Origin of the sequence: Acidovorax sp. (assembly GCF_034519795.1) — a bacterium.
Classification (GTDB): Bacteria; Pseudomonadota; Gammaproteobacteria; order Burkholderiales; family Burkholderiaceae_C; genus Acidovorax.
This window is the reverse complement of record NZ_JAXHOB010000020.1, coordinates 881,266-902,396: the sequence shown is the minus strand read 5'-3', so window position 1 is coordinate 902,396 and position 21,131 is coordinate 881,266. Positions and strand designations below refer to the sequence as shown.

Here is a 21,131-nt window from a genome sequence, read left to right as displayed (position 1 = left end):
CAATGGTTGCCGTGGAGGTGCAAGGGAGGCTATCCCTTCACGCACACCACCTGCTTGAGGGTATAGACCACCTCCACCAGGTCCTGCTGCGCGGCCATCACGGCGTCGATGTCCTTGTAGGCCATCGGGATCTCGTCGATCACGTCGGCGTCCTTGCGGCATTCCACGCCCTCGGTGGCGGCGATCTGGTCGGCGATGGTGTACATCTTCTTGGCCTTGGTGCGGCTCATCTTGCGGCCTGCGCCGTGGCTGCAACTCATGAAGCTCTCGGGATTGCCCTTGCCGCGCACGATGAAGCTCTTGGCGCCCATGCTGCCGGGGATGATGCCCAGCTCGCCGGCCTTGGCGCTCACCGCGCCCTTGCGGGTGATGAGCACGTCCTCGCCGAAGTGCGTCTCGCGGCTCACGTAGTTGTGGTGGCAGTTCACCGCCTCCACATGCGCCTCGAAGGGCTTGGTGATCACCCTACGGGCCGCAGCGATCACGCGCTGCATCATCACCTCGCGGTTGGCGCGCGCGAACTTCTGCGCCCAGCCCACCGCGCGCACGTAGTCGCCGAAATACTTGGCCCCCTCTTCGAAGTAGGCCAGGTCCTGGTCGGGCAGGTTGCGCTGGTGCAGCTCGGCGTCCTTCTTGGCCAGTTCGATGAAGTGCGTGCCGATGGCATTGCCCACGCCGCGCGAGCCCGAGTGCAGCATGAACCACACGCTGCCGTGCTCGTCCAGGCACACCTCGATGAAGTGGTTGCCGGTACCGAGCGTACCCAGGTGCTTGTGGTTGTTGGTATTGCGAAAGCGCGGGTAGTCCTCGCAGATCGCGTCGAACTCGCCCTTGAGCGCGGCCCAGGCCACGTCGGTCTCGTCGGGTGGCGTTTCCCACGCGCCCTTGTCGCGGCCCATGCGGCGCGGGTTGCTGCCGTGCGGCACGGCCTTCTCGATCGCCGAGCGCAGCGGGCCCAGGTTATCGGGCAAGTCGTTGGCGTGCAGCGTGGTCTTGCAGGCCATCATGCCGCAGCCGATGTCCACACCCACCGCCGCCGGGATGATGGCCTTGAAGGTCGGGATCACCGAGCCCACCGTGGCGCCGATGCCATAGTGCACGTCGGGCATGGCCGCCACGTGCTTGAACACGATGGGCAGGCGTGCCGCGTTCTCCAGTTGCTTCTGGGCCTCTTCTTCCACAGGGACGCCCTGGGTCCACATCTTGATGGGGACGCCGTTTTCCACGTTGCGTTGCAGGTAGCTCATTTCTTTTTCCTTCTATTCGTTGTTGTTCTGTTGGTTGATGTTCATTCGCTGATCATGTCAAACACCGATTCCAGCACCTGGCGCTGACCCATGCAGTTGCCACAGGTGCAGTGCGTGGGCGGGCCCATGGCGCTCGTGTCCACCGCCAGGATCTTCTGCGCAAAGCGCTGCCGGTTGCCCGCGTCGAGCAGCCAGGCCTTCATCGTTTCGCGAAACACCGGCTGGTCTTCGGCAAAGGCATTCTGTATTTCACGCTGCCCCCAGAAGTCCCAGTAACTTGCGTTGGCGTAATGTAGGACGGCACTGCCCCGCTCGTCCTGCAGCCAGTGCGCCAGCAGCGGATCGATGGACACGCCGCCCTTGTGGAACATCAGCAGGATGTCGAAAGCGTTCGCGCCATTGAACGGGCCCGGCTCGCGCCCGAGGTGGCCCAGTCCTTCGCGGAAGAAGGCCAGCGCGAAGGCATCCACGGCAGCCCGCTCACGGGGCGACAGCGCATGGGCGCTGCAGTTGCCCAGCCGGTCCAGGTACAGCTCGGTGGAGTGGTGCAGCTCTTCGCCCTGGGCCAGCAGCTCCAGCATCCGGGGCAGGAAGTAGGCCAGTTCCTCGGCGGGTTGCTCGCTGCTTTTCGCAGAGCCGTTGTACTCATAGAAGTGCCGGGTCGAGACCTGGCGCAGTGGCAGGCGGCGCATCTCGCGCTCCATCGCCTCGTCCATGCAGCAGGCCAGGCATACGTCCAGCGTGCCCGTGGGGGCTGCGTGGTGCTGGAAAGCGGCGTACGCAGCGTCCACCACGGTACGCAGGGCAGGGGGCAATACGGTGCCGTTCGCGGTTGCTTGTGCTTTCATCTTCGTCCTCTCATGGCGCGTCGTGCGCCGTTGCGTCCCTCGTATGGCGCCGCTACTGCACCATTCCCTGGGCCGCGGCGCGCGCATAGTTCCTCAGTTCCTCGTCATGCGCCGGCACGCTGCGGATGAATTGCTCCACCCGCTCCTGCAGCTCCCGGGGGCGCAACAGGGCGTGGCCCTCGTGGCCGATGCCGTGCAGGGCCGCGACCTGCACGTCACGGCAGGGCACGTCCAGCATCTGGCAGAACACCTGCCACATCGCATCCCGCCATTCGGGGATGTGCCGGGCGTTCCAGAAGGTCGGCCACACGTCGAACCACATGTAGCAGACAAAGCCCAGGCGGCCACTGCTGCTGCCGATGGCCTCGTGCACAGGGGCCCTGCGCGGGCCGATGCAGTCGCTCCACAGCCGGGGAAAGGCCTGCAGCATGCGCACCGCATCCGCCAGTGGCACCGAGGGGTCGAGCACCTGCAGGGGGATGTCGCCGGCGTTGGTGCTCATCACGCAGTTCAGGCCCATGCCCACCTGCTCGTCGCTGTAGGCCGTCAGATCGGTGCCCGCGTTGGCGAACAGCGCGGTCTGGATATGCGTCCACTGCAGCGGTGTGGCCTCAAAGTACGGCTCATCCAGGTCCCAGTACCACTCCCGCTCCTTCTTCCCCGGCACGGGCCGGTCGAAGAGGTAGCGCACGGCGTCGGCATAGAGCGTGGCATCGAGTCCGATGGACTCGGGTGTGAGCGGCGACGGTGCCTGCCTTGCCAAGCGCTTCTCGCGTGCGGTCTGTTTCATGGTGTTCCTCTTTTCTTCTTTCTTTTTTGCTATCTGGTGGACGCGGCGGGATTCGAACCCGCATCTTTGCAGCGACCAGGGTGCTTTACTCCGCTGGCCCAGTGAACGGTTGGAAACGCGCGCCAGTGGCAGACCCGTCATCGGAGCCAGCACCTGCATCCTCAACCTTGCCCGTTCACCGACTCTCCCGCTGCACTCGGTGTTACCCGACCTGCCGGCAACAACAACATTTTTGGCAGTGGCGCTCCCTTCTGTGCCAGCGCGCCCGTAAAAATGAGAGGTGACGAGGAGCGGAGGGTTGTGAACTGAGCTATCTGCCAAAGCAGACCGGGATTCGGACCCGGGACCTCCGTGACCGAGGCCACGACGCTCTACCTGTAAACCCACCTGCATTCACCCCATAAACTGCATCCTGGCCATCTCTTTGCGACAAGAGGGGATGGAACGGCTTGCTCTACCAACTGAGCTACCACCGCTGTTGTCAGGCTGCGGACGGGGATCGAACCCGCGACACAGTAGTTCCATCTGCATTCGTCAAAGAAACGCCAAACTTCTCGGATGATGAAGAGCAGCGACAAGATCGGTGAAACGTTTTACGTGCTCTATCCACTGAGCTACGGCTTTGCAGCCGGCAGGATTCGAACCTGCGACCCCGAGATTAATAGTCTGTAGTTCCACCAGCATTCGCTGCAAAAAGCAATGCGACAAGAACGGCAAGACATCGACCACGCCACCGAAGCGGCGCTGGGATTCGAACCCCGGTCCAACCAGATGTAGTCCTGCCTGCATTCGCACATAACCTGGGTCCCCGTTCGGCGACAAACGGTTGGTGTGACTGGCTTTGGATGTAGTCACACCTGCATTCGCCGAACGACGACGTTCAATCGTTCCTCCGAATCGGGAGCCGCAGACGCTGGTCTGCGGCTCCCTCTCACTTCAGATCGCGGTTTCCTCGATCACTCCCACCCAGTGGTCAGCGCCCAGCCCGCCAGCCGCATACAGGGCCAGCAGGGTGAACACTTCGTCGCTGAAGCCGCCGATGTTCAGCACATCGGCGCGCTCCTGCGCCTGGGTGGTCGCACAGGGCTGGATATCGATGCACACGAGCCGTGCCGCCGGATTGCGCGACTTGAACTGGGCCCATTCCTGCATCGTTGCCGTCGAGCGGCCACGTGCCGTATCGGCCCACGACTCGTTGTCGGACACCAGCACCACCAGATCGGCGCGTGCCTTCTCCTGGTTCAGCAAGGCCAACGGAGCGCTGCATGCAGTCCCGCCGCCGCCAATCGCAGCCAGCTTGGACGCATTGGTCATCACCGAGTCCCGCGGATTGAGCTGCAGTGAAACCACCTTCGTTTCGAACGGCAGCACACGGGCATCGGCGTTCTTGCGCAAGACCGCAGCAGCCACCAGGGCTGCAACGTCGATGCAGCGCACCGCCGTCGTGGCGCCCTTGCGGTAGCCCGTGACTGGCGAGCCCATGGAGCCGGACACGTCGGGGCAGACCACCACACGGCCCGCGAACTGCGGTACGTTGGCGAGTGCCAGTTCCATCGCATCCTGCAACGCTTCCTTCACCACCGTCGGCACCTCAGGGCCGGCAGCGGTGTAGGCCGCCATCAACTGGTACGGCAGTACCCGTGCCTTGGCCACGGCCTGCGGATCGCGCAGCTTCGCGGCCACCGCATCTGCCACCCCGGGCAGTGCGAGCACGCCGTGGCGGGCAAAGGTGTTCAGGTTCTGGCGCACCATCTGCCACGAGCCTCGCTCTGCGATGCGTGCCCAAGCCTGCGTATCCAGGTCCAGAGCGGTCAGCATCTGGAAGGGGACGTCCGGCACCTCGGCGGCCCGGTCGCGCTTGTAGCGCTCGAAGGACTGCGTCAGCGGCGGCAGGGCTGCCGTGTCGTAGGGACGGCCGATCAGCCAGGCAAACCAGGCTGCGCGCCATGCTTCGGCAGGCTTGGGGTGAACCATCTTCACCACATCCGCCAGCGACGGCGTGGTACCCACCGATGCGTTCAGCAACTGCGCTTCGGTCGCCGACAGCAGCCACTGCTGCACCAGCTTCTTCGGGCGGGTTCCCAGCGACTTTCGACCCACCGCTCCAGAGCGCAGCATCTGCACGAAGTTGCGCAGCATCTTGCCGTTGTCGATCACACGGCCAAACACCTGCGTCAGCAGTCCCACGTCACGCTGGGCCAGCGAGGCGGCCAATAGCGCCGGCATGTCCTTCATATGGCCAGCGCGACGTGCATACACCGCAGTCTTGGCCACGAACACAGGATCCACCTCGCTGGCCAGGGACAGAACGGTGTCGAGTTGACTTTCGGCCTTGGTGTAGAAGGTGTTGTTCAGGCAGCCCGTGGCGGCCAACTGAGCCAGTTGGTGCTTGGGCGATGGCAGAAAGGCCGCGCCGCCGGCTTCGTTCAGTGCGTTGGCGGTGGGCATCAGCGTGCCGCGCAGCGTCTGGAACAGTTGGGTGTTGACCATGTTGAACTCCTCTGATGTTGTCTTTTTTTGATCTCGGTCTCGGTACTGTTGTTGCAATGCGTGTGCCAGCTCGCGGGTGGTAAGGTGAGGAAATTTCCAAGTAATTGATTTGATTGGGAAATTTTCGAATTTTTCTGATTGGTACTGTCTGATTGATTGAGTGTGTAGAATCAAAAATTATTTTTTGAGCTAGTAATCTATCCATGAAGAGTGTTGTGGTGATGGGCTTCATCGGTACCCAGCTCGATTCCGGCAAGGGCGCAGGGCGCTGGGAGAAGTGGCGACCCACCGTGTCGCTGGTGCAGCACGAGGACATGGTGGTGCACCGCATGGAGCTGCTGTACACGCCGGCCCACCAGGAGCTGGCGCACCAGGTGCGCAACGACATCGCCACCGCCTCGCCCGAGACCACGGTGCGGCTGGTGCCCATGGAGATCGCCGACCCCTGGGATTTCGGCGAGGTCTACGCCAGACTGTTCGACTGGACGCAGGCCTACCGCTTCGACACCGAGCGCGAGGAGTACTGGACCCACATCACCACCGGCACGCACGTGGCGCAGATCTGCCTGTTTCTGCTGGTGGAGTCGCGGCGCATTCCCGGCGTGCTGGCGCAGACCTCGCCGCCCAGGCGCCAGCAGATGGGCGACGCGGGCAGCTATGCGCTGATCGACCTGGACCTGTCGCGCTACGACGTCATCGCCCAGCGCTTCGGCGCCGAGCAGCGCGATGCGGTGGACTTCCTCAAGAGCGGCATCGCCACGCGCAATGCGCGCTTCAACGCGCTGATCGACGAGGTGGAGCGCGTGGCGGTGCGCTCGCGCGCGCCCATTTTGTTCACCGGGCCCACGGGCGCGGGCAAGTCGCACCTGGCGCGGCGCATGTACGAGCTCAAGAAGGCGCGCCACCAGGTGGAGGGTGAGTTCGTGGAGGTCAATTGCGCCACCCTGCATGGCGACGGGGCCGCGTCCACGCTGTTCGGCCACAAGAAGGGCGCCTTCACGGGCGCAGCGGCCGACCGCGCAGGCCTGTTGCGCACGGCGCACAAGGGCGTGCTGTTTCTCGACGAGATCGGCGAGCTGGGCCTGGATGAGCAGGCCATGCTGCTCAAGGCAGTGGAGGAAAAGCGCTTTTACCCCATGGGCAGCGACCGTGAGGTGGCCAGTGATTTCGAGCTGATCGCCGGCACCAACCGCGACCTGCGCACCGAAGTGGCGGCCGGGCGCTTCCGCGAAGACCTGTATGCGCGCATCAACCTCTGGAGCTACCAGTTGCCGGGCCTGGCCCAGCGCCCCGAGGACATCGAGCCCAACCTCGATCACCTGCTGGCGCGCACCGGCACGGAGCTGGGCCGCACGGTTCGGCTCTCGGCCGAGGCGCGCAGCGCCTACCTGCGCTACGCCCAGTCGGCCGATGCGCTGTGGAGCGGCAACTTCCGCGACCTCTCGGCCAGTGCCACGCGCCTGGCCACGCTGGCCGACAGCGGCCGCATCGGCCTGCCGCTGGTGGAGGCCGAGATCGCGCGCCTGCAGTGGCTGTGGCAGCCGGCCAGGGATGCGCGCGATGGGCTCTCAGGCGCGCGGGCTGCCGATGCGATCGATCTGCGTGCCCTGTTGGGTGAAGAAGCCCTGCACGCCATGGACCTGTTCGACCAGCTTCAACTGGCCGCCGTGCTGCGCGTGTGCCGCCAGGCGCGCACCCTGTCCGATGCGGGGCGGCAGTTGTTCCAGGCCTCGCGCGCGCAGCGCACGGTGGTCAACGATGCGGACCGACTGCGCAAATACCTGGGCCGTTTTGGCCTCACTTGGGAGCGGGCCAGCGGCGGTGAACGATAATCCATCTCGTGAAGCGCGCCAGACCGCCGCTGGTGCAATCTGGGAAACCAGGCACTGGAGGAACGTCCGGACTGCACAGGACAGCGTAGCAGCTAACGGCTGCCCACCGCGAGGTGAGGATCAGAGCAACAGAGACGAGTCTAGACAGGTGCCTGTACGAGGTGTTCTGTGAGGCGCCAGCGCAAGCTGGCGAGAGGACAGCGAGAGCTGTCCGAACCTGGCGAAAGCCAGGTCCGAACAGCCACCCCAAACAGGCAGCGGGCATGCCCGCAGCCTGTTTGGGGTGAAACGGGCAATCTCTACGCGCAGCAATACCAAGTAGGCCAACGTTGATGTGGTTCCGCAGAGTTGGCGGGTAGGTAGCATCGAGCCGTGGTGGCGACACCCGGCCCAGAGTAATGGCGGTCACGCCGCGGGCAACTGCGGTGCACAGAATCCGGCTTATCGGCGCGCTTCACACTTTTGAATTCAAATCCGCGGCGACGGCAGTTGTCAATGCTGCGCAGGCCTGCCCTGTGCAGGCGACACGCTGATCAGCCAGGCTTGGGGCAATGCAAGGCATGCCCTTGTTCCAGTTCGGTGGCGCGCTCCACGGTGTCGGGGTGGCTGCTGAGCAAGGACCACACGGGGCCCAGTGCCTCCGGTGCCTTGGGTTCTGCTGTGGTGGATGCAGAGCCCTCGGCCGGTGCGCTGGCGCCTTCCTTGGCGGCGGTGGCGGCCTTCTTCCTGGCCGCTTTTTCCTCGTCGTCTTCGTCCTGCGCAATGGCCAGCAGCAGCTTGCCCATGGGCGCCGTGGGTAGCTTCGCATGGCCCATGAGCGCGATCGCAAAGCAGTCGGCCTCGCGCTCGTGGTTGCGGCTGTAGGCCAGGCCGGTGAGCACCGATGCGCCGGTGGAGACGATGCCCGACACGTCGCCCAGCGCCAGGCCCATGCCCATCTGCAGCACGCCCTGCTGCACCACCATGCGCGTGGTGTGGCGGTGGGCCACGTGGCCGATCTCATGCGCCAGCACGCCGACGAGGGCGTCGTCGCTGAGCCCCTTTTTCTCTGCCGTCTTGGCCAGGCCATCGGTCATCACCACCGTGCCGCCGGGCAGGGCGAAGGCATTCGCCCCCATGCCGGAGCGGAACGACAGCGTGTAGGTGGGGGCGTAGCCCGGGTAGCGCTGCAACTGGGTGGGCAAGGCTTGCACCAGCGTGTCGAAGCGTGCCTTCAGTGCGGCCTGGCGCTCCTGGGGCAGCTTGCTCGGCTTGAGCGTGCCCTTGTCCATCTGCGTGAGCACATTGCTGGCCACGCTGGTTTCCCAGGACAGGGGGACGAAGCGCGTGAGTTCCGTGGCCGCCCAGGGCGTGCCGTAGCGGTAGAACAGGGTCAGCCCGACGACGGCGACCACTGTGACGCCGAGCAGCACGGGCCAGCGCGTCTGCATGCGCTCGGCCAGGCTGGGGCGGGCACCCGCTTCGGCCAGAGCGGCGTGCCACTGGGCCACGGCGTCGATTTCCAGGCTGCCGTGGTCGCGCAGGTCCACCACCACCCGCTGCTGCGGGCGTCGCTCGCTCCAGGCCTCGGGCCAGCCCACCTCGCTCCAGGTGAACACCGCCGGGGCCGCGCCGGGCTGTGACAGCGGGTGCAGCGCCAGCGACGGGCCCTTGGGGGTGGGCTGCAGGCCCACGAGCACCGGCCTGGCCTGGCTGCTCAGGCCATCGAACCAGCGTCCGGGCACCAGGGTGCCGGCGGGTGCTGCAGCGGGGGATGTGGCTGAGGCCATCAACCGATCAGGTCCAGCCCGGCCGCATCGGCCAGCGCATCGCCGATGCCGCCCTGCTGCTGCTGGCGCACCATGGCACCGGTCACCTGGTCCACGCTGCCCTTGACGTGCAAGGTGACGGATTCGACCTTCATGCGGTACTCGCTGACCCGCGCGAACGGCCGGTACAGGCCCAGCGTGAGCAGGGTCAGGAACAGGTTCTTGATGCGCAGCAGCACGTAGCGGCCCGTGCGCAGTTGGCACTTGAAGCGCGCCACCTGGCTCAGGCCGATGTTGTCCCACATGAGCTGGAACATGCGCGCCTCGCGGTAGGCGCGCGCGGGTGCCGAGGCCAGGAACAGCAGGAAGACCCCTGCGATGAACGCCACTGCGAAGACCACAAGAATCAGCGCGCCCCATTTGTCCTTCAGGCCGGCGAAGAGCGCAAACGACCCCCCGGCCAGCACCGCCAGCCCCGCCGAGATGCCCACCACGAACAACAGGAACACGGCCACCGTGGCCGCCCAGACCTTGATGAAATCCAGGTACACGGGTTTCCAGCGACCGGATTCGTCCCCCACCTGGGCGCGCAGCACCAGCAGGCTCTTGTAGTTGTATTCGAGGCGGATGAAGCACAGCACCGACAGCAGCAGGCCCAGCACCAGCAGGCCCCAGATGGCGGCGGTCATGGTCGGCAGGTCGGCCTCGCCGCTGTCGTCGGCCGCCAGTTCCTGCAGCGCCCCGGCCGATTCGGGCGCGAGGTACTGGATGCCGAAGAACACCCCGATCCACACCAGGGCGATGGCGAACACGGGCCAGCTGGCCACATACACCTCGCGCCAGGAGGCCGTGAACTGCAGGCGCAGGCCACGCCAGCGCGTGGAGCCCAGGCGAAAGCGCATGGCACTGCCCCAGATGAACGGGGCCAGCAGGGCGCCGGCAAGCAGGAAGAGCGAGACCGCCGTGTCCTGCCCGGTGTTGACGGCAATGTTGTAGGCGATGGTGATCATCACCAGCATGACGAAGCCCATCACCATCCGGCGCTGCTGCGCCGTGAATTCGAGTGGACTGCCCGCCACCAGGGTATGGCCATAGAAATACTGCGCAGTGCGCCGGCGCGCCCAGGGGGTGTAGAAGCCCAGGGTGAGGATGGTCAGCAGCACGTTGACGATCCACACCCGGAAGTATTCGCCACCGCTGCCGGTGAATTCGAGCGGATGCGCACCGATCTCCTGCGCGAAGTTCGAGACGGGCGCCGCTCCTGCCCCTGATTGCTGATGGTCCATGGACTCCCTCCTGTTATGGCGGGCAGTGTATCAGCGGCCTGCGGCGGATCACCATCCCTCGAAATGGTGATTGCTCATTTATTGATAGCTAAAAATGAACGTTCAGAAACGCTCCCAGGGCTGCAGGTAGCGCCACTGGCCTTCGGGCACCTTGGCCAGCGGGACGCGGCCGATGCGGATGCGCTTGATCGCCACCACGCGCAGGCCCACGGCCTCGCACATGGCAGGAATCTGCCCCGGGCGGATGCCCTTGAGCGCAAAGCGCAGCCGCGTCTCGTTCTGCCAGCTCACCTTGATGGGGGGCAGGGCGCGCCCGTTGAAGGACAGGCCGTGGCACAGCCGTTGCAGGCCGTTGGGGGCAATCTCGCCGGCCACCTCCACGATGCACTCCTGCTCCAGCGATTCGATGTCCTCGGCCAGCTTGCGCGCAATGCGCTTGTCCTGTGTATAGACCACCAGGCCGCTGGCCTCGGTGGGCAGCGGGGTGAAGCATTCGAGCTGGCGGAAATGGCGCTGCAGCACGCGAATGCCCGAGGCGTCCTCGGGCAGGTGCGAAGCCAAGGCGAGCAGCGTCACAGCGGGCGTCGCGCCCTGGCTGCGGCTCGCATGGGCGGCGCCCGCCTGGCCCGGCGCGCCAAGGCCCGCCTCGAATCCGGCGGGCTTGTGCAGCAGCAGGGTGACGGGGGTGAGCTCCAGCAGGCTCGCGTCGGGGTCTACGGTCACGCTCTGGTGCAGTGCCACGCGCGCGCCGGGCGCCTCGACCACGGCGCCCTCCACGCTCACGAAGCCGCCCTCGATGAATTGCTCGGCCGTGCTGCGCGAGCAGTTGAGCTGCTCGGCCACGCGCTTGGCCAGGCGCACATGGCCGGCTTCAGGGTTTTTTTCAGTCATTACCGGGTTCCATGGCGCGGATGCGTTCTACGTGGGCGAGCAGCGATCGCTGGGCCACGGGCCACATGCGCGGGGGCACATCGTCGTAGGCGTGGCGCACCCAGTCGTCCATGCTGCCCTGGGGCAGGGCCTGCATGGCGGCCAGCACCTTGGCCTCGCGTGCCAGGCGGTGGGCCTTGAGGCGGGCAATCGCGCTGCGCGCCTCGCCCAGCACATAGCCGTGCGCGGGCAGGATGAAGTGCACGCCATGGGCTTCGCAGGCCGCATCCAGTGCGTCCAGCGAATCGAGGTAGTCGGCCATGTTGCCGTCGGGCGGGTCCACCACGGTGGTGCTGCCATTGAGGATGTGGTCGCCGCTGAACAGCAGGCCGTCCTCCTCCAGCAGCAGGCACAGGTGGTTGGCCGCATGGCCGGGAGTGTGGATCACCTGCAGGGTGTGGCTGGTGGTGGCATCGGCCACCGGGGCGGACAGCACCAGGCGCTCGCCATGGGCCAGCTCGCGCTCGGGCGTGAAGGCGCTGGCCACGCGGGCCGTGGGGGCCGAGCGCAGGCCCAGGATGGGGGGCGCTGGCTGGCCGGCCTGCACGCACAGCGCCTGCAGCGGCGCGGCGCCGGGGGAGTGGTCGGGGTGCGAGTGCGTGCAGACGATGGCGCGGATGTCGCCACCGGCGGCGCGCCAGAGCTTCTCCAGGTGCTCGGGGTCGGCCGGGCCGGGGTCGATGGCGATATAACCCGTGGCCGGGTCGCCCACCAGGTAGCTGTTGGTGCCCGGGCCGGTCATCACGCCCGAGTTGGGGGCTGTGAGGCGCTGCACGTTCTTCAGCAGCGGCACGGGGTGGTCGGTCTGCCAGTCGAGCGGGTGCACGATCTGCCCGTCGGGGCAGACCAGCGCCAGTTCGCCGAAGGGCATCTCGTCTTCCATGTAGCGCGCTTCCTTGCCGGCCAGCAGGCCGGCGCGCGGGCAGCTCACCCACAGGGGCTGTTCGCTGGCCAGGGCGGCGAGCACGGCGTCGGTGTTCTTGAACTTCGCCAGCCGCTGCAGTGTGCGGATGGTTGGGAAGATCATGAAGAACTGGCCTGCCTCGTGCCGCGCCAGCGCATCGGCCGGACGCACCCACACGGGCTCGAACTGCTCGGCCTCGTCGGCCACCGGGGTCTGGCCTTCGGGCATGCGTGCGGCCAGGAAGGGCACCTCGAAGCGGCGCGGCAGGTCGCGGTCGGCCGTCCAGTAGGCCAGCAGGTAGACGCTGTCGGCCGCCAGGCGCAGGCCCCGGGCTTCGCACTGCGCGGCAAAGGGCGCGCTGCGGTCCAGCGCGGCAATGTCGGCGGCATCGGCCATGCGGCCATCGGCGTGGCGCGCCAGCAGCACGCCCAGTTCCTCGAAGCTCTCGCGGATGGCGGCGATCGCCTGGGTCAGGTGCAGGTCGCTCTGGGCAGGGCGGCGGTCCGCTGCGGCGTGCGATTGGGCATCGAGCGCATCGATGCCGCCGCCCGGGAAGACGTAGGCCCCTGGGGCAAAGCTCGCGTTGGGCGAGCGCCGCGTCATCAGCACTTCCAGCGCCCCGTCGCCCTCGGCGTCGCGCAGCAGCAGCACGGTGGCGGCCAGGCGGGTGGGTACGGGTTCGCGGTGGGGATGGAGTTGCTGGCTGATGCGGGGCATGGGGCCATTATCCGGCTTTGACCCGCAGCCTGCCGAGCGCGTCATGCAGGAAAGCGCGGGGCTTTCCCGCGGATCAGTACTTGCCCGAGAGCAGGGCGCCGGCATCGGGCACCCGGGTCTCCAGCCCCAGGCGCCTGAGCATGGCCCAGGTGGTGCACGCCGCCGCCGACACCACGGGGATGCCCAACCGGTCTTGCGCCACCTGCACCGAAGCCAGCGAGGGCATCTGCACGCAGGCCGAGATCACCACCACGTCCACGCCATGCGTGTCCAGGCGCTGCACGATCTGCGCCGGGGCAGCAGGGTCCTGTGCGCCCACCTCCAGGTTGTCGGCGATCTCCAGTGACAGGCTGTCGTGCACGGCAATGCCCTCGTGCTCGATGTAGTCCACCACCAGCTGGGTGAGCGGCTTCATGTAAGGGGTCAGCACCGAGACCTTCTTCGCGCCCATGGCCTTCAGGCCTTCGACCAGCGCGCCGGCGCTCGACACCACGGGGGCGGGCTTGCCGTTGGCCACCGTGACCTCGTGCAGCCGCTTTTCGGACGTGCGGTGGTAGCCCAGGCCCATGCTCATGATGGCCACCAGGCAGGCATAGCCCATCACGTCCATCTTCCCGTCCGACAGTTCCAGCGCGCAACGGTCGGAGTCGCGGTCCATGGCGGCCAGCTCTTCCTGGGTGACCTTCTGCATGCGCATGCGGCTGGCATGGAAGCTGAAACGCTCGGGCAGCACCTGCTCGCGGGCGCGCAGCATGGCGGGGATCTCGGTCTCCATGGTGGTGTTGGAGCTGGGCACGATCTGCCCGATGCGGTAGGTGCGTTGCATGGCGGTCTTTCAGGGAAAAATGGGCAAAGCGCTGCCCTGCCCGGCGCGCGAGGCGCCGGGAATGGGATCACGCAGGGGTAGGAGGCTGGCGGGTCAGTCGGCCTTGATGCCGGCGCCCTTGATGGTCTTGGCCCAGTAGGCGGTCTCGGTCTTCACCAGCTCACCCAGCGCCTCGGGCGCGAGGTAGCGCAGTTCGATGCCGGCCGCGTCGGCGCGCTGGCGCGTCTCGGGCATCTCCAGCGCCTTCTTCACATCGGCCGTGAGCTTGGCGATCACCGCCGGTGGCGTGGCCGCCGGGGCGAACAGGCCCACCCAGGCTTCGAGCTTGAAGTCGGGCATGCCGGCCTCGGCCACCGTCGGCACATTGGGCAGGCCGGGGTGGCGCTTGGTGCCCGTCACGGCAAAGGCCTTGAGCTTGCCGCTCACCACATGCTGCATGACCGAGGGCGGCGTGGTGATGAACACCTGCACCTGGCCGGCCAGCACGTCGGCCACGGCCGGGCCCGAGCCGCGGTAGGGGATGTGGGTCATGAAGGTGCCGCTCTGCTGCTTGAAGATTTCGGTGCCGATGTGCGAGAGCGAGCCATTGCCTTGCGATGCGTAGTTGACCTTGCCGGGGTTCGCCTTGAGGTACGCGATGAACTCCTTGAGGTTGTTGCCGGGCACCGAGGGGTGGGCCGCGATCACGTTGGTGGCCACGGTGAGCAGGGCCACGGGGGCGAAATCCTTGGCCTCCCAGGGCAGGCTGGGGGTCAATGCCGGGTTGCCCACGTGGTAGGCCGAGTACGAGATCAGCAGGTTGTAGCCATCGGCCTTGGCGCGGGCCACGGCGCCATAGGCCACGTTGCCGCTGCCGCCAGCCTTGTTGTCGATCACCACCGGCTGGCCGAGCACGCGCGCCAGGGGTTCGTTGAGCAACCGGGCCGAGGTGTCCACCACACCGCCGGGCGGGTTGGGCACCGTGAGCGTGATGGCCTTGCTGGGGAAGTTGTCCTGCGCCGAGGCCAGACCCGAAAGGGCCAGCGTGGCAGCCAGCAGGCTGTGCTTGATCGTCATGTTTGTCTCCGCCTGGATGTTGTAGTCAGGGTATTGTGGAAACAAGCGAACCAGCAGTCCAATATATTGTTGGTCTTGATCAAGACTTGAGAAGTATCAATGGAACTGCGGCACCTGCGTTACTTCATCGCCCTGGCCGAAGAGCTGAGCTTCACGCGCGCCGCGCAGCGCCTGCATGTCTCGCAGCCGCCGCTGAGCCTGCAGATCGCCCAGCTGGAGGCGGAGCTGGGCGCCCAGTTGTTCGTGCGCACCAGCCGGCGCGTGGAGCTGACGCTGGCCGGCCAGGCCTACCTGGTCGATGCGCGCGCGGTGCTGGAGCGGCTGGACACGGCGCGCCAGCGCGTGGCGGCCATCGGCCAGGGGCAGGCGGGGCGCATCGAGGTGGGGCTGTCGGGCTCGCACTTCCTCGGGCCGTTTCCGGCAGCGCTGGCGCGCTATCGGAACAGCCACCCGGGCGTGGACGTGGTGCTGCACGAGATGCAGCCCTCGCTGCAGCAGGCGGCCCTGCGCGACAAGCGCATCGACGTGGGCATCTCGCGCACGGCGGTCAACGACGACCAGCTCTCCAGTACCCTGCTGTGGCCCGACCCCGTGGTGGCGGTCCTGCCGCCCGGCCACCCGCTGGCGGCGCGCAGGGCGCTGGCCTTGAAGGACCTGCGCAGCGAAGCCTTCGTGATGCTGCGCCGCGACTCCTCGGCCCATGCCGAGCACATGGTGCAGTGCTGCGTGCAGGCCGGCTTTGCGCCCCGGGTGGCGCAGACCACGGTGGAACTGGCGGCCTTGCTGAGCCTGGTGGCCGCAGGGCTGGGCGTGGCGCTGGTGCCGTCGTCGCTCGGCAGCCTGTTCGGCGCCCGCGTGGTGCTCAAGACCCTGGGGGCCAAGGCACCGCGTGCCGATGTGCATGCACTGCAGCGGCGCGACGATGCCCTGGGCGTGGTGCCGGCCTTTGTGCGCGTGGTGGCCGGCTGAGAGGATCGGTCAATCCCAGGCAGGGGCAAGGCCTTCGGGATCGACCAGGCGGCCGCCACGTTCCAGTGCAGCGATCTGCGCCATATCGGCATCGGTAAGGCGCAGCTGCTGCGCCTTGAGGTTGCTGGCCAGGTTCTCGCGCCGGGTGGACGAAGGGATGACCGCATAGCCCAGTTGCAGCGCCCAGGCCAGGGCCACCTGGGCCGTGGTGGCACCATGCGCACGGGCAATGGCTTCGATCACCGGGTCGTTCAGCACCTTGCCGTAGGCGAGCGTCATGTACGAAGTGATGGGGATGCCCTGGCTTCTCGCGAAGTCGGCCACGCTGCGGTTTTGCAGGTAGGGGTGCAGCTCGACCTGGTTGGTGGCGATGGCGCCCGCGCCCACGGCGGCAATGGCCTCTCGCATCAGCGCCACGGTGAAGTTGGAGACGCCGATCTGCCGCGCCAGGCCCTGGGCCTTGGCTTCGGCCAAGGCGCCCATGTACTCGGCCACGGGCACGGTACCCCTCGGGGAGGGCCAGTGGATCAGCGCCAGGTCCACCTGCTCGGTTCGCAGCTTGGCGAGGCTGTCCTTGAGGCTGGGGATGAGCTTGTCCGCCGCCAGGTTCTCGGTCCAGACCTTGGTGGTGATGAACAGCGCGCTGCGTGGCACGCCGCTTTCGGCAATGGCCTGGCCGACCTCGGCCTCGTTGCCGTAGATTTGCGCGGTGTCGATGGCGCGGTAACCCAGGTCGAGCGCGTTGCGCACCGACTCGATGACGACCTGGTCCTTGAGGCGGAAGGTGCCCAGGCCGAAGGCGGGGATGGAAGAAGAATGCATGAAGAAAGACTCCGTGTGGATGTGCAGGGAAAAAGTGGGTGATCAGTGGCCGACGGGGACCGGGCCACTGGAGCGCACGGGGATGCCGGCACGCCGGTCCAGCACGCCGCTGTAGTGCGTCAGGGCCAGGGAGCCCAGTACCACCACGGCGCCGATCCAGGGCGTGTGCATCAGGCCCAGGTGCGTCACGATCAGGCCACCGGCCCAGGCGGCACCGGCGATGCCCAGGTTGAAGGCGGCGATGTTCAGGCCCGAGGCCACGTCCACCGCCTGGGGCGTGAAACGCTCGGCCTGCTTGACCACGTAGACCTGCAGCCCCGGGACATTGCCGAAGGCCACGGCGCCCCAGAGCAGCACGGTCACCAGCGCCAGCCAGGGGTGCGGTGCGGTGAACTGCAGCAGCAGCAGCACGGCGGCCAGCAGGGCGAACACGATGCGCAGCGCAGGGATGGGGCCCAGCCGGTCGGCCAGCCGGCCGCCCCAGAGGTTGCCCACGGCCACCGACACGCCATAGACCAGCATCACCCAGCCCACCGCGCCGGCGCTGAACCCCGATATGTCGGTGAGGATGGGTGCCAGGAAGGTGAAGGGGATGAAGGTGCCGCCGTAGCCGATGGCCGTCTTGGCATACACCAGCAGCAGGCGCGGCTCGGCCAGCACCTTGGCCTGCTGCAGCAGCTAGGCGGGTGGCGTGTGGGCGATGTTGCGCGGCACGAAGAGTGCGCTGCCGATGAAGGCGACCACGCCCAGGGCCGAGACGGCCAAAAAGGTCTCGCGCCAGCCGAAGTGCTGGCCGATGAAGGTGCCCAGCGGCACCCCGGTGACCAGCGCCACGGTGAGGCCGGTGAACATGATGGCAATGGCGCTGGCGGCCTTCTCGCGCGGGACCAGGCCCGTGGCGATGGTCGAGCCGATGGAGAAGAACACCCCGTGCGCCAGGCCGGTGAGGATGCGCGCGGCCACCAGCGATTCGTAGCTCGGTGCCTGCCAGGCCAGCAGGTTGCCGGCGGTGAACAAGGCCATCAGCGACAGCAGCAGCGCCTTGCGCGGCAGCTTGCCGGTCAGCGCGGTGAGCACCGGGGCGCCAATGGCGACCCCCAGGGCATACAGGCTCACCAGCAGGCCCGCCGAGGGGATGCTGATGGACAGGTCGGCCGCCACGGTGGGCAGCAGGCCAACGATCACGAACTCGGTCGTGCCGATGGCGAATGCGCTGAGCGTCAGCGCGAGCAAGGCAATGGGCATGGAAACACTCCTGTGGCAATGGGAAGGAGTGTGGTTTTTTCAGTCTTGCAGAAAAAGACGGTTACGCTCGATAGATAGTTGACTGTGAATCAACAATCAAGGATTGGATAGGCCCATGAAAACCACCCTGGAAGAGCTGCAGGCCTTTGTCGCCGTGGTCGATGGCGGCTCGATCACCGCTGCCGCCGACCAACTGGGCCAGACGGTCTCGGGCATCAGCCGAGCCCTTGGGCGCCTGGAAAGGAAGCTCGATACCACGCTGCTGCGCCGCACCACGCGGCGCACCGAGCTGACCGAGGAGGGGCAGGCCTTTCTGCAGCGCACGCGCGCCATCCTGGCGTCCATCGACGATGCCGAGGAACACATGGCCGCGCGGCGCCAGCAGCCCGCCGGCCGGCTGCGCGTGAATGCGGCCACGCCCTTCATGCTGCACGCCGTGGTGCCGCTGGTGCCGGCGTTCCGTGCGGCCTATCCGCAGATCACGCTGGAGCTCAATACGGACGAGATGTACATCGACCTGCTGGAGCAGCGCACGGACGTGGCCATCCGCATAGGCCGGCTGCAGGACTCGACCTTGCATGCGCGCCCCCTGTGCACCAGCCGCCTGCGCGTGCTGGCCAGCCCGGAGTACCTGGCGCGCGCCGGCAAGCCCAAGGGCGTGGCCGACCTGGCCGGGCACACGCTGCTGGGCTTCAACGAACCCGAGTCGCTCAACCGCTGGCCGCTGCGCGGCACGCACGGAGACGAATGGCGGATCGTGCCCAGCCTCACGGCGTCGAGCGGCGAAACATTGCGCCAGCTGGCGCTGGAACATGTGGGGCTGGTGTGCCTGTCGGATTTCATGACCGCAGGCGACCGCGAGGCCGGCCGCCTGGTGCAGGTGCTGGCGCGCGACACGGTGGACGTGCGCCAGCCCATCAACGCGGTGTATTACCGCAACACGCAGCTGGCGGCGCGCATTGCGTGCTTCCTGGACTTTCTCCAGGAGAGGATGGCTTAGCCGCGCGCGGGGATGTTCAAGCCCTTAGCGACCGCCGGGCGCGCCACGAACGCGTCCAGCACGCGCTGGACTTCCTTGAACTGGTCGAACTCCACCAGCTCGCCCGCGCCGTAGAAGCCCACCAGGTTGCGCACCCAGGGCAGGATGGCGATGTCGGCAATGGTGTAGGTGTCGCCCATCACCCACTGGCGGCCGGCCAGGCGCTGGTCCAGCACGCCGAGCAGGCGCTTGGACTCGGCCACATAGCGGTCGCGCGGGCGCTTGTCTTCGTAGTCCCTGCCGGCGAACTTGTGGAAGAAGCCGAGCTGGCCGAACATCGGGCCCAGGCCGCCCATCTGCCACATCACCCACTGCAGGGTCTGGTAGCGGGCCGCCGCGTCCTGGGGCACCAGTTGGCCGGTCTTGTCAGCCAGGTAGATGAGGATGGCACCGGACTCGAACAGCGCCAGTGGCTTGCCGCCAGGGCCGTCGGGGTCGAGGATGGCGGGGATCTTGTTGTTGGGGTTGAGCGACAGGAACTCGGGCGAGGTCTGGTCGTTGGTCTCGAAGCTCACCAGGTGCGGCTCGTAGGGCAGGCCCAGTTCTTCGAGTGCGATCGAGGCCTTCACGCCGTTGGGCGTGGGCAGGGAGTACAGCTGGATGCGGTCGGGGTGCTGGGCCGGCCACTTGCGGGTGATGGGGAAAGCGGAAATGTCTGCCATGGGCTCCTCGTTCGTTGTTTTCAAAGACGCGTTAGCCTAAACCGCTTGGCCGCCCTGTGCTGGATGGGGGCATTGCCATTGCCACGGTGGTTGGCAGGGCCGCCCCGCCAGCGACGATAATCCGGGGCATGAAGATCCACTTCACCAAAATGCAGGGCGCGGGCAACGACTTCGTCGTGCTCGACGAGACCCAGGCGCGCCTGAACCTCACCACCGGCCAGTACCGCTACCTGGCGGACCGCCATTTCGGCGTGGGCGCCGACCAGATCCTCACCGTGCGGCCCTCGCCCGCCGCGGGCATCGACTTCGAATACGTGATCCACAACGCCGATGGCGGCGAGGTGGGCCAGTGCGGCAATGGCTCGCGCTGCTTTGCGCGCTACGTTTACGACAAGGGCCTGACCACCAAGGACACCATCCGCGTGCAGACCCTGAGCGGTGTGCTCTCGCCAAAACTCAATGCCGACGGCCGGGTCACGGTGGACATGGGCGTGCCGGTGCTCGACGAGCCCCGCGTGCCCTTCGATGCCACAGCCCTCGCCCCCACGGTGCAGGGCAACGGCCGCACCTGGCCCCTGGCGTTCGATGTGCAGGGCATCCCGGTCACCGTGCCGGTGGCCGTGGTCTCCATGGGCAACCCGCATGCGGTGCAACTGGTGGACAGCGTGGACACGGCCCCGGTGGGGCTGTGGGGCCCGCTGATCGAGAGCCATGCGCGCTTTCCGGAGCGCGTGAACGCGGGCTTCATGCAGATCGTGGACCGCGGCCATGTGCGCCTGCGCGTGTTCGAGCGCGGCACGGGCGAGACCCTGGCCTGCGGCTCGGGTGCCTGTGCGGCCGTGGCCGCCGGCATTCGCCTGGGCTTGCTCGACCGCGAAGTGCATGTGGACATGCACGGCGGGCGCCTGACCATCGCCTGGAGCGGCGAGGGCACCGATTCCCTTTTCATGACCGGCCCGGCCACCACCGTATTCGAAGGCCAGATCGACATTCCGGACGCAGCATGACCAATCCCAGCACCCATATCCCGCCCATCACCGAAGACGACATCGCCCGCTTCCTGGAGAACACGCCCGGCTTCTTCGAGCGCCACGCCGAGGTGCTGGCCAGCGTGCAGATCACCAGCCCCCACGGCGCCCGCGCCGTGAGCCTGCAGGAGCGCCAGGCCGAGATGCTGCGCGAGAAGATCAAGGGCCTGGAGCACCGCGTGATGGACATGGTGCGCAACAGCGGCGAGAACACCGCCATTGCGGCCAAGGTGCACCAGTGGACCAGTGCGCTGCTGCAGGTCAAGGACCCCTTCGACCTGCCCGAGGCGGTGGTGGAAGGCATCCGCACCCTGTTCGACGTGCCCCAGGCCACGGTGCGCGTGTGGGAAGTGGCCGGCCCGTATGTGGATGCCGATTTCGCCCAGGGGGCCAGCGAGGACGCGCGGGCCTTCGCCTCGTCGCTGACCATGCCGTTCTGCGGCCCCAACCTGGGCTTCGAGCCCGCCGGCTGGCTCAGCGCGATCGATGGCGTGCAGGCCCAGTCGCTGGCCCTGCTGCCGCTGCGCCAGGGCGCGATCGACAGCGCCACGCCGGCCTTTGGCCTGCTGGTACTGGGCTCGCACGACCCCCAGCGCTTCGATGCCACCATGGGCACCGATTTCCTCTCGCGCATTGCCGAGCTGGCCAGCTCGGCGCTGGTGCGCCTGCGCTGACCGGCCCGGCGGACGAGT

General features: G+C 67.1%; 17 protein-coding genes, 1 other RNA gene and 1 pseudogene. 6 read left to right on the top strand and 13 right to left on the bottom strand.

What is annotated here, in order from left to right; all coding sequences use genetic code 11:
* Positions 1–29: 29 nt before the first annotated feature.
* The 4 genes from U5N23_RS25420 to U5N23_RS25405 all read right to left on the bottom strand — a co-directional run bounded on the left by U5N23_RS25420 (position 30) and on the right by U5N23_RS25405 (position 5,375).
* Positions 30–1,247 carry an RtcB family protein gene (locus tag U5N23_RS25420; RefSeq protein ID WP_322595469.1) on the bottom strand — a complete coding sequence of 406 codons (1,218 nt, stop codon included), beginning with the start codon at positions 1,245–1,247 and terminating at the stop codon, positions 30–32.
* Positions 1,248–1,288: 41 nt separating this feature from the next.
* A complete protein-coding gene (locus U5N23_RS25415; RefSeq protein ID WP_322595468.1) occupies positions 1,289–2,095 on the bottom strand; it encodes a hypothetical protein in 807 nt (268 codons plus the stop codon).
* A 52-nt stretch (positions 2,096–2,147) separates the two neighbouring features.
* Positions 2,148–2,885, bottom strand: coding sequence for a hypothetical protein (locus U5N23_RS25410; protein ID WP_322595467.1), 738 nt, complete (start codon positions 2,883–2,885; stop codon positions 2,148–2,150).
* Between the two features lie 936 nt (positions 2,886–3,821).
* Positions 3,822–5,375 carry an RNA-binding protein gene (locus U5N23_RS25405; RefSeq protein ID WP_322595466.1) on the bottom strand — a complete coding sequence of 518 codons (1,554 nt, stop codon included), beginning with the start codon at positions 5,373–5,375 and terminating at the stop codon, positions 3,822–3,824.
* 203 nt (positions 5,376–5,578) lie between these two features.
* Between U5N23_RS25405 and rtcR the strand changes: the two genes are divergently transcribed.
* Positions 5,579–7,207: an RNA repair transcriptional activator RtcR gene (gene rtcR / locus U5N23_RS25400; protein ID WP_322595465.1), complete on the top strand. Its 1,629-nt coding sequence runs from the start codon at positions 5,579–5,581 to the stop codon at positions 7,205–7,207.
* Positions 7,208–7,217: 10 nt separating this feature from the next.
* Positions 7,218–7,667, top strand: an RNA gene (rnpB, locus tag U5N23_RS25395) — RNase P RNA component class A.
* 73 nt (positions 7,668–7,740) lie between these two features.
* Here the strand turns inward: rnpB and U5N23_RS25390 are convergent.
* From U5N23_RS25390 to U5N23_RS25365, 6 genes are all read right to left on the bottom strand, one after another.
* Positions 7,741–8,976, bottom strand: coding sequence for a M48 family metallopeptidase (locus U5N23_RS25390; RefSeq protein WP_322595464.1), 1,236 nt, complete (start codon positions 8,974–8,976; stop codon positions 7,741–7,743).
* On the bottom strand, positions 8,976–10,241 hold the full coding sequence (locus U5N23_RS25385; RefSeq protein ID WP_322595463.1) for a YjgN family protein: 1,266 nt from the start codon (positions 10,239–10,241) through the stop codon (positions 8,976–8,978). Before U5N23_RS25385 ends, U5N23_RS25390 begins: the two co-directional genes overlap by 1 nt.
* A gap of 102 nt (positions 10,242–10,343) precedes the next feature.
* Positions 10,344–11,132: an rRNA pseudouridine synthase gene (locus tag U5N23_RS25380; RefSeq protein ID WP_322595462.1), complete on the bottom strand. Its 789-nt coding sequence runs from the start codon at positions 11,130–11,132 to the stop codon at positions 10,344–10,346.
* Positions 11,125–12,792: an MBL fold metallo-hydrolase gene (locus U5N23_RS25375; protein WP_322595461.1), complete on the bottom strand. Its 1,668-nt coding sequence runs from the start codon at positions 12,790–12,792 to the stop codon at positions 11,125–11,127. The genes U5N23_RS25380 and U5N23_RS25375 overlap by 8 nt, the downstream gene beginning before the upstream one ends.
* Before the next feature lie 73 nt (positions 12,793–12,865).
* Entirely contained in the window at positions 12,866–13,618 is a 753-nt protein-coding gene (locus U5N23_RS25370) for an Asp/Glu racemase (RefSeq protein WP_322595460.1), read from the bottom strand.
* A 93-nt stretch (positions 13,619–13,711) separates the two neighbouring features.
* On the bottom strand, positions 13,712–14,674 hold the full coding sequence (locus U5N23_RS25365; protein ID WP_322595459.1) for a tripartite tricarboxylate transporter substrate binding protein: 963 nt from the start codon (positions 14,672–14,674) through the stop codon (positions 13,712–13,714).
* A 99-nt stretch (positions 14,675–14,773) separates the two neighbouring features.
* Between U5N23_RS25365 and U5N23_RS25360 the strand changes: the two genes are divergently transcribed.
* Positions 14,774–15,643 carry a LysR substrate-binding domain-containing protein gene (locus U5N23_RS25360; RefSeq protein WP_322595458.1) on the top strand — a complete coding sequence of 290 codons (870 nt, stop codon included), beginning with the start codon at positions 14,774–14,776 and terminating at the stop codon, positions 15,641–15,643.
* Between the two features lie 9 nt (positions 15,644–15,652).
* Here U5N23_RS25360 and dkgB read toward each other — a convergent pair whose 3' ends face one another.
* Entirely contained in the window at positions 15,653–16,465 is an 813-nt protein-coding gene (gene dkgB / locus U5N23_RS25355) for a 2,5-didehydrogluconate reductase DkgB (protein ID WP_322595457.1), read from the bottom strand.
* Positions 16,466–16,507: 42 nt separating this feature from the next.
* Positions 16,508–17,710 (bottom strand): annotated as a pseudogene (locus tag U5N23_RS25350) (MFS transporter).
* Positions 17,711–17,825: 115 nt separating this feature from the next.
* On the opposite strand from U5N23_RS25350, the gene U5N23_RS25345 reads away from it, so the two are divergent.
* Positions 17,826–18,710, top strand: a complete 885-nt coding sequence (locus tag U5N23_RS25345; protein ID WP_322595456.1) for a LysR family transcriptional regulator — start codon at positions 17,826–17,828, stop codon at positions 18,708–18,710.
* On the opposite strand, the gene U5N23_RS25340 is transcribed toward U5N23_RS25345, so the two are convergent.
* Entirely contained in the window at positions 18,707–19,411 is a 705-nt protein-coding gene (locus tag U5N23_RS25340) for a glutathione S-transferase N-terminal domain-containing protein (RefSeq protein WP_322595455.1), read from the bottom strand. The two genes, U5N23_RS25345 and U5N23_RS25340, sit on opposite strands and share 4 nt — an antisense overlap.
* A gap of 128 nt (positions 19,412–19,539) precedes the next feature.
* Here U5N23_RS25340 and dapF point away from each other — a divergent pair, with 128 nt between their 5' ends.
* Entirely contained in the window at positions 19,540–20,418 is an 879-nt protein-coding gene (dapF, locus tag U5N23_RS25335; protein ID WP_322595454.1) for a diaminopimelate epimerase, read from the top strand.
* Entirely contained in the window at positions 20,415–21,113 is a 699-nt protein-coding gene (locus U5N23_RS25330) for a DUF484 family protein (RefSeq protein ID WP_322595453.1), read from the top strand. The genes dapF and U5N23_RS25330 overlap by 4 nt, the downstream gene beginning before the upstream one ends.
* Positions 21,114–21,131 lie beyond the last annotated feature (18 nt).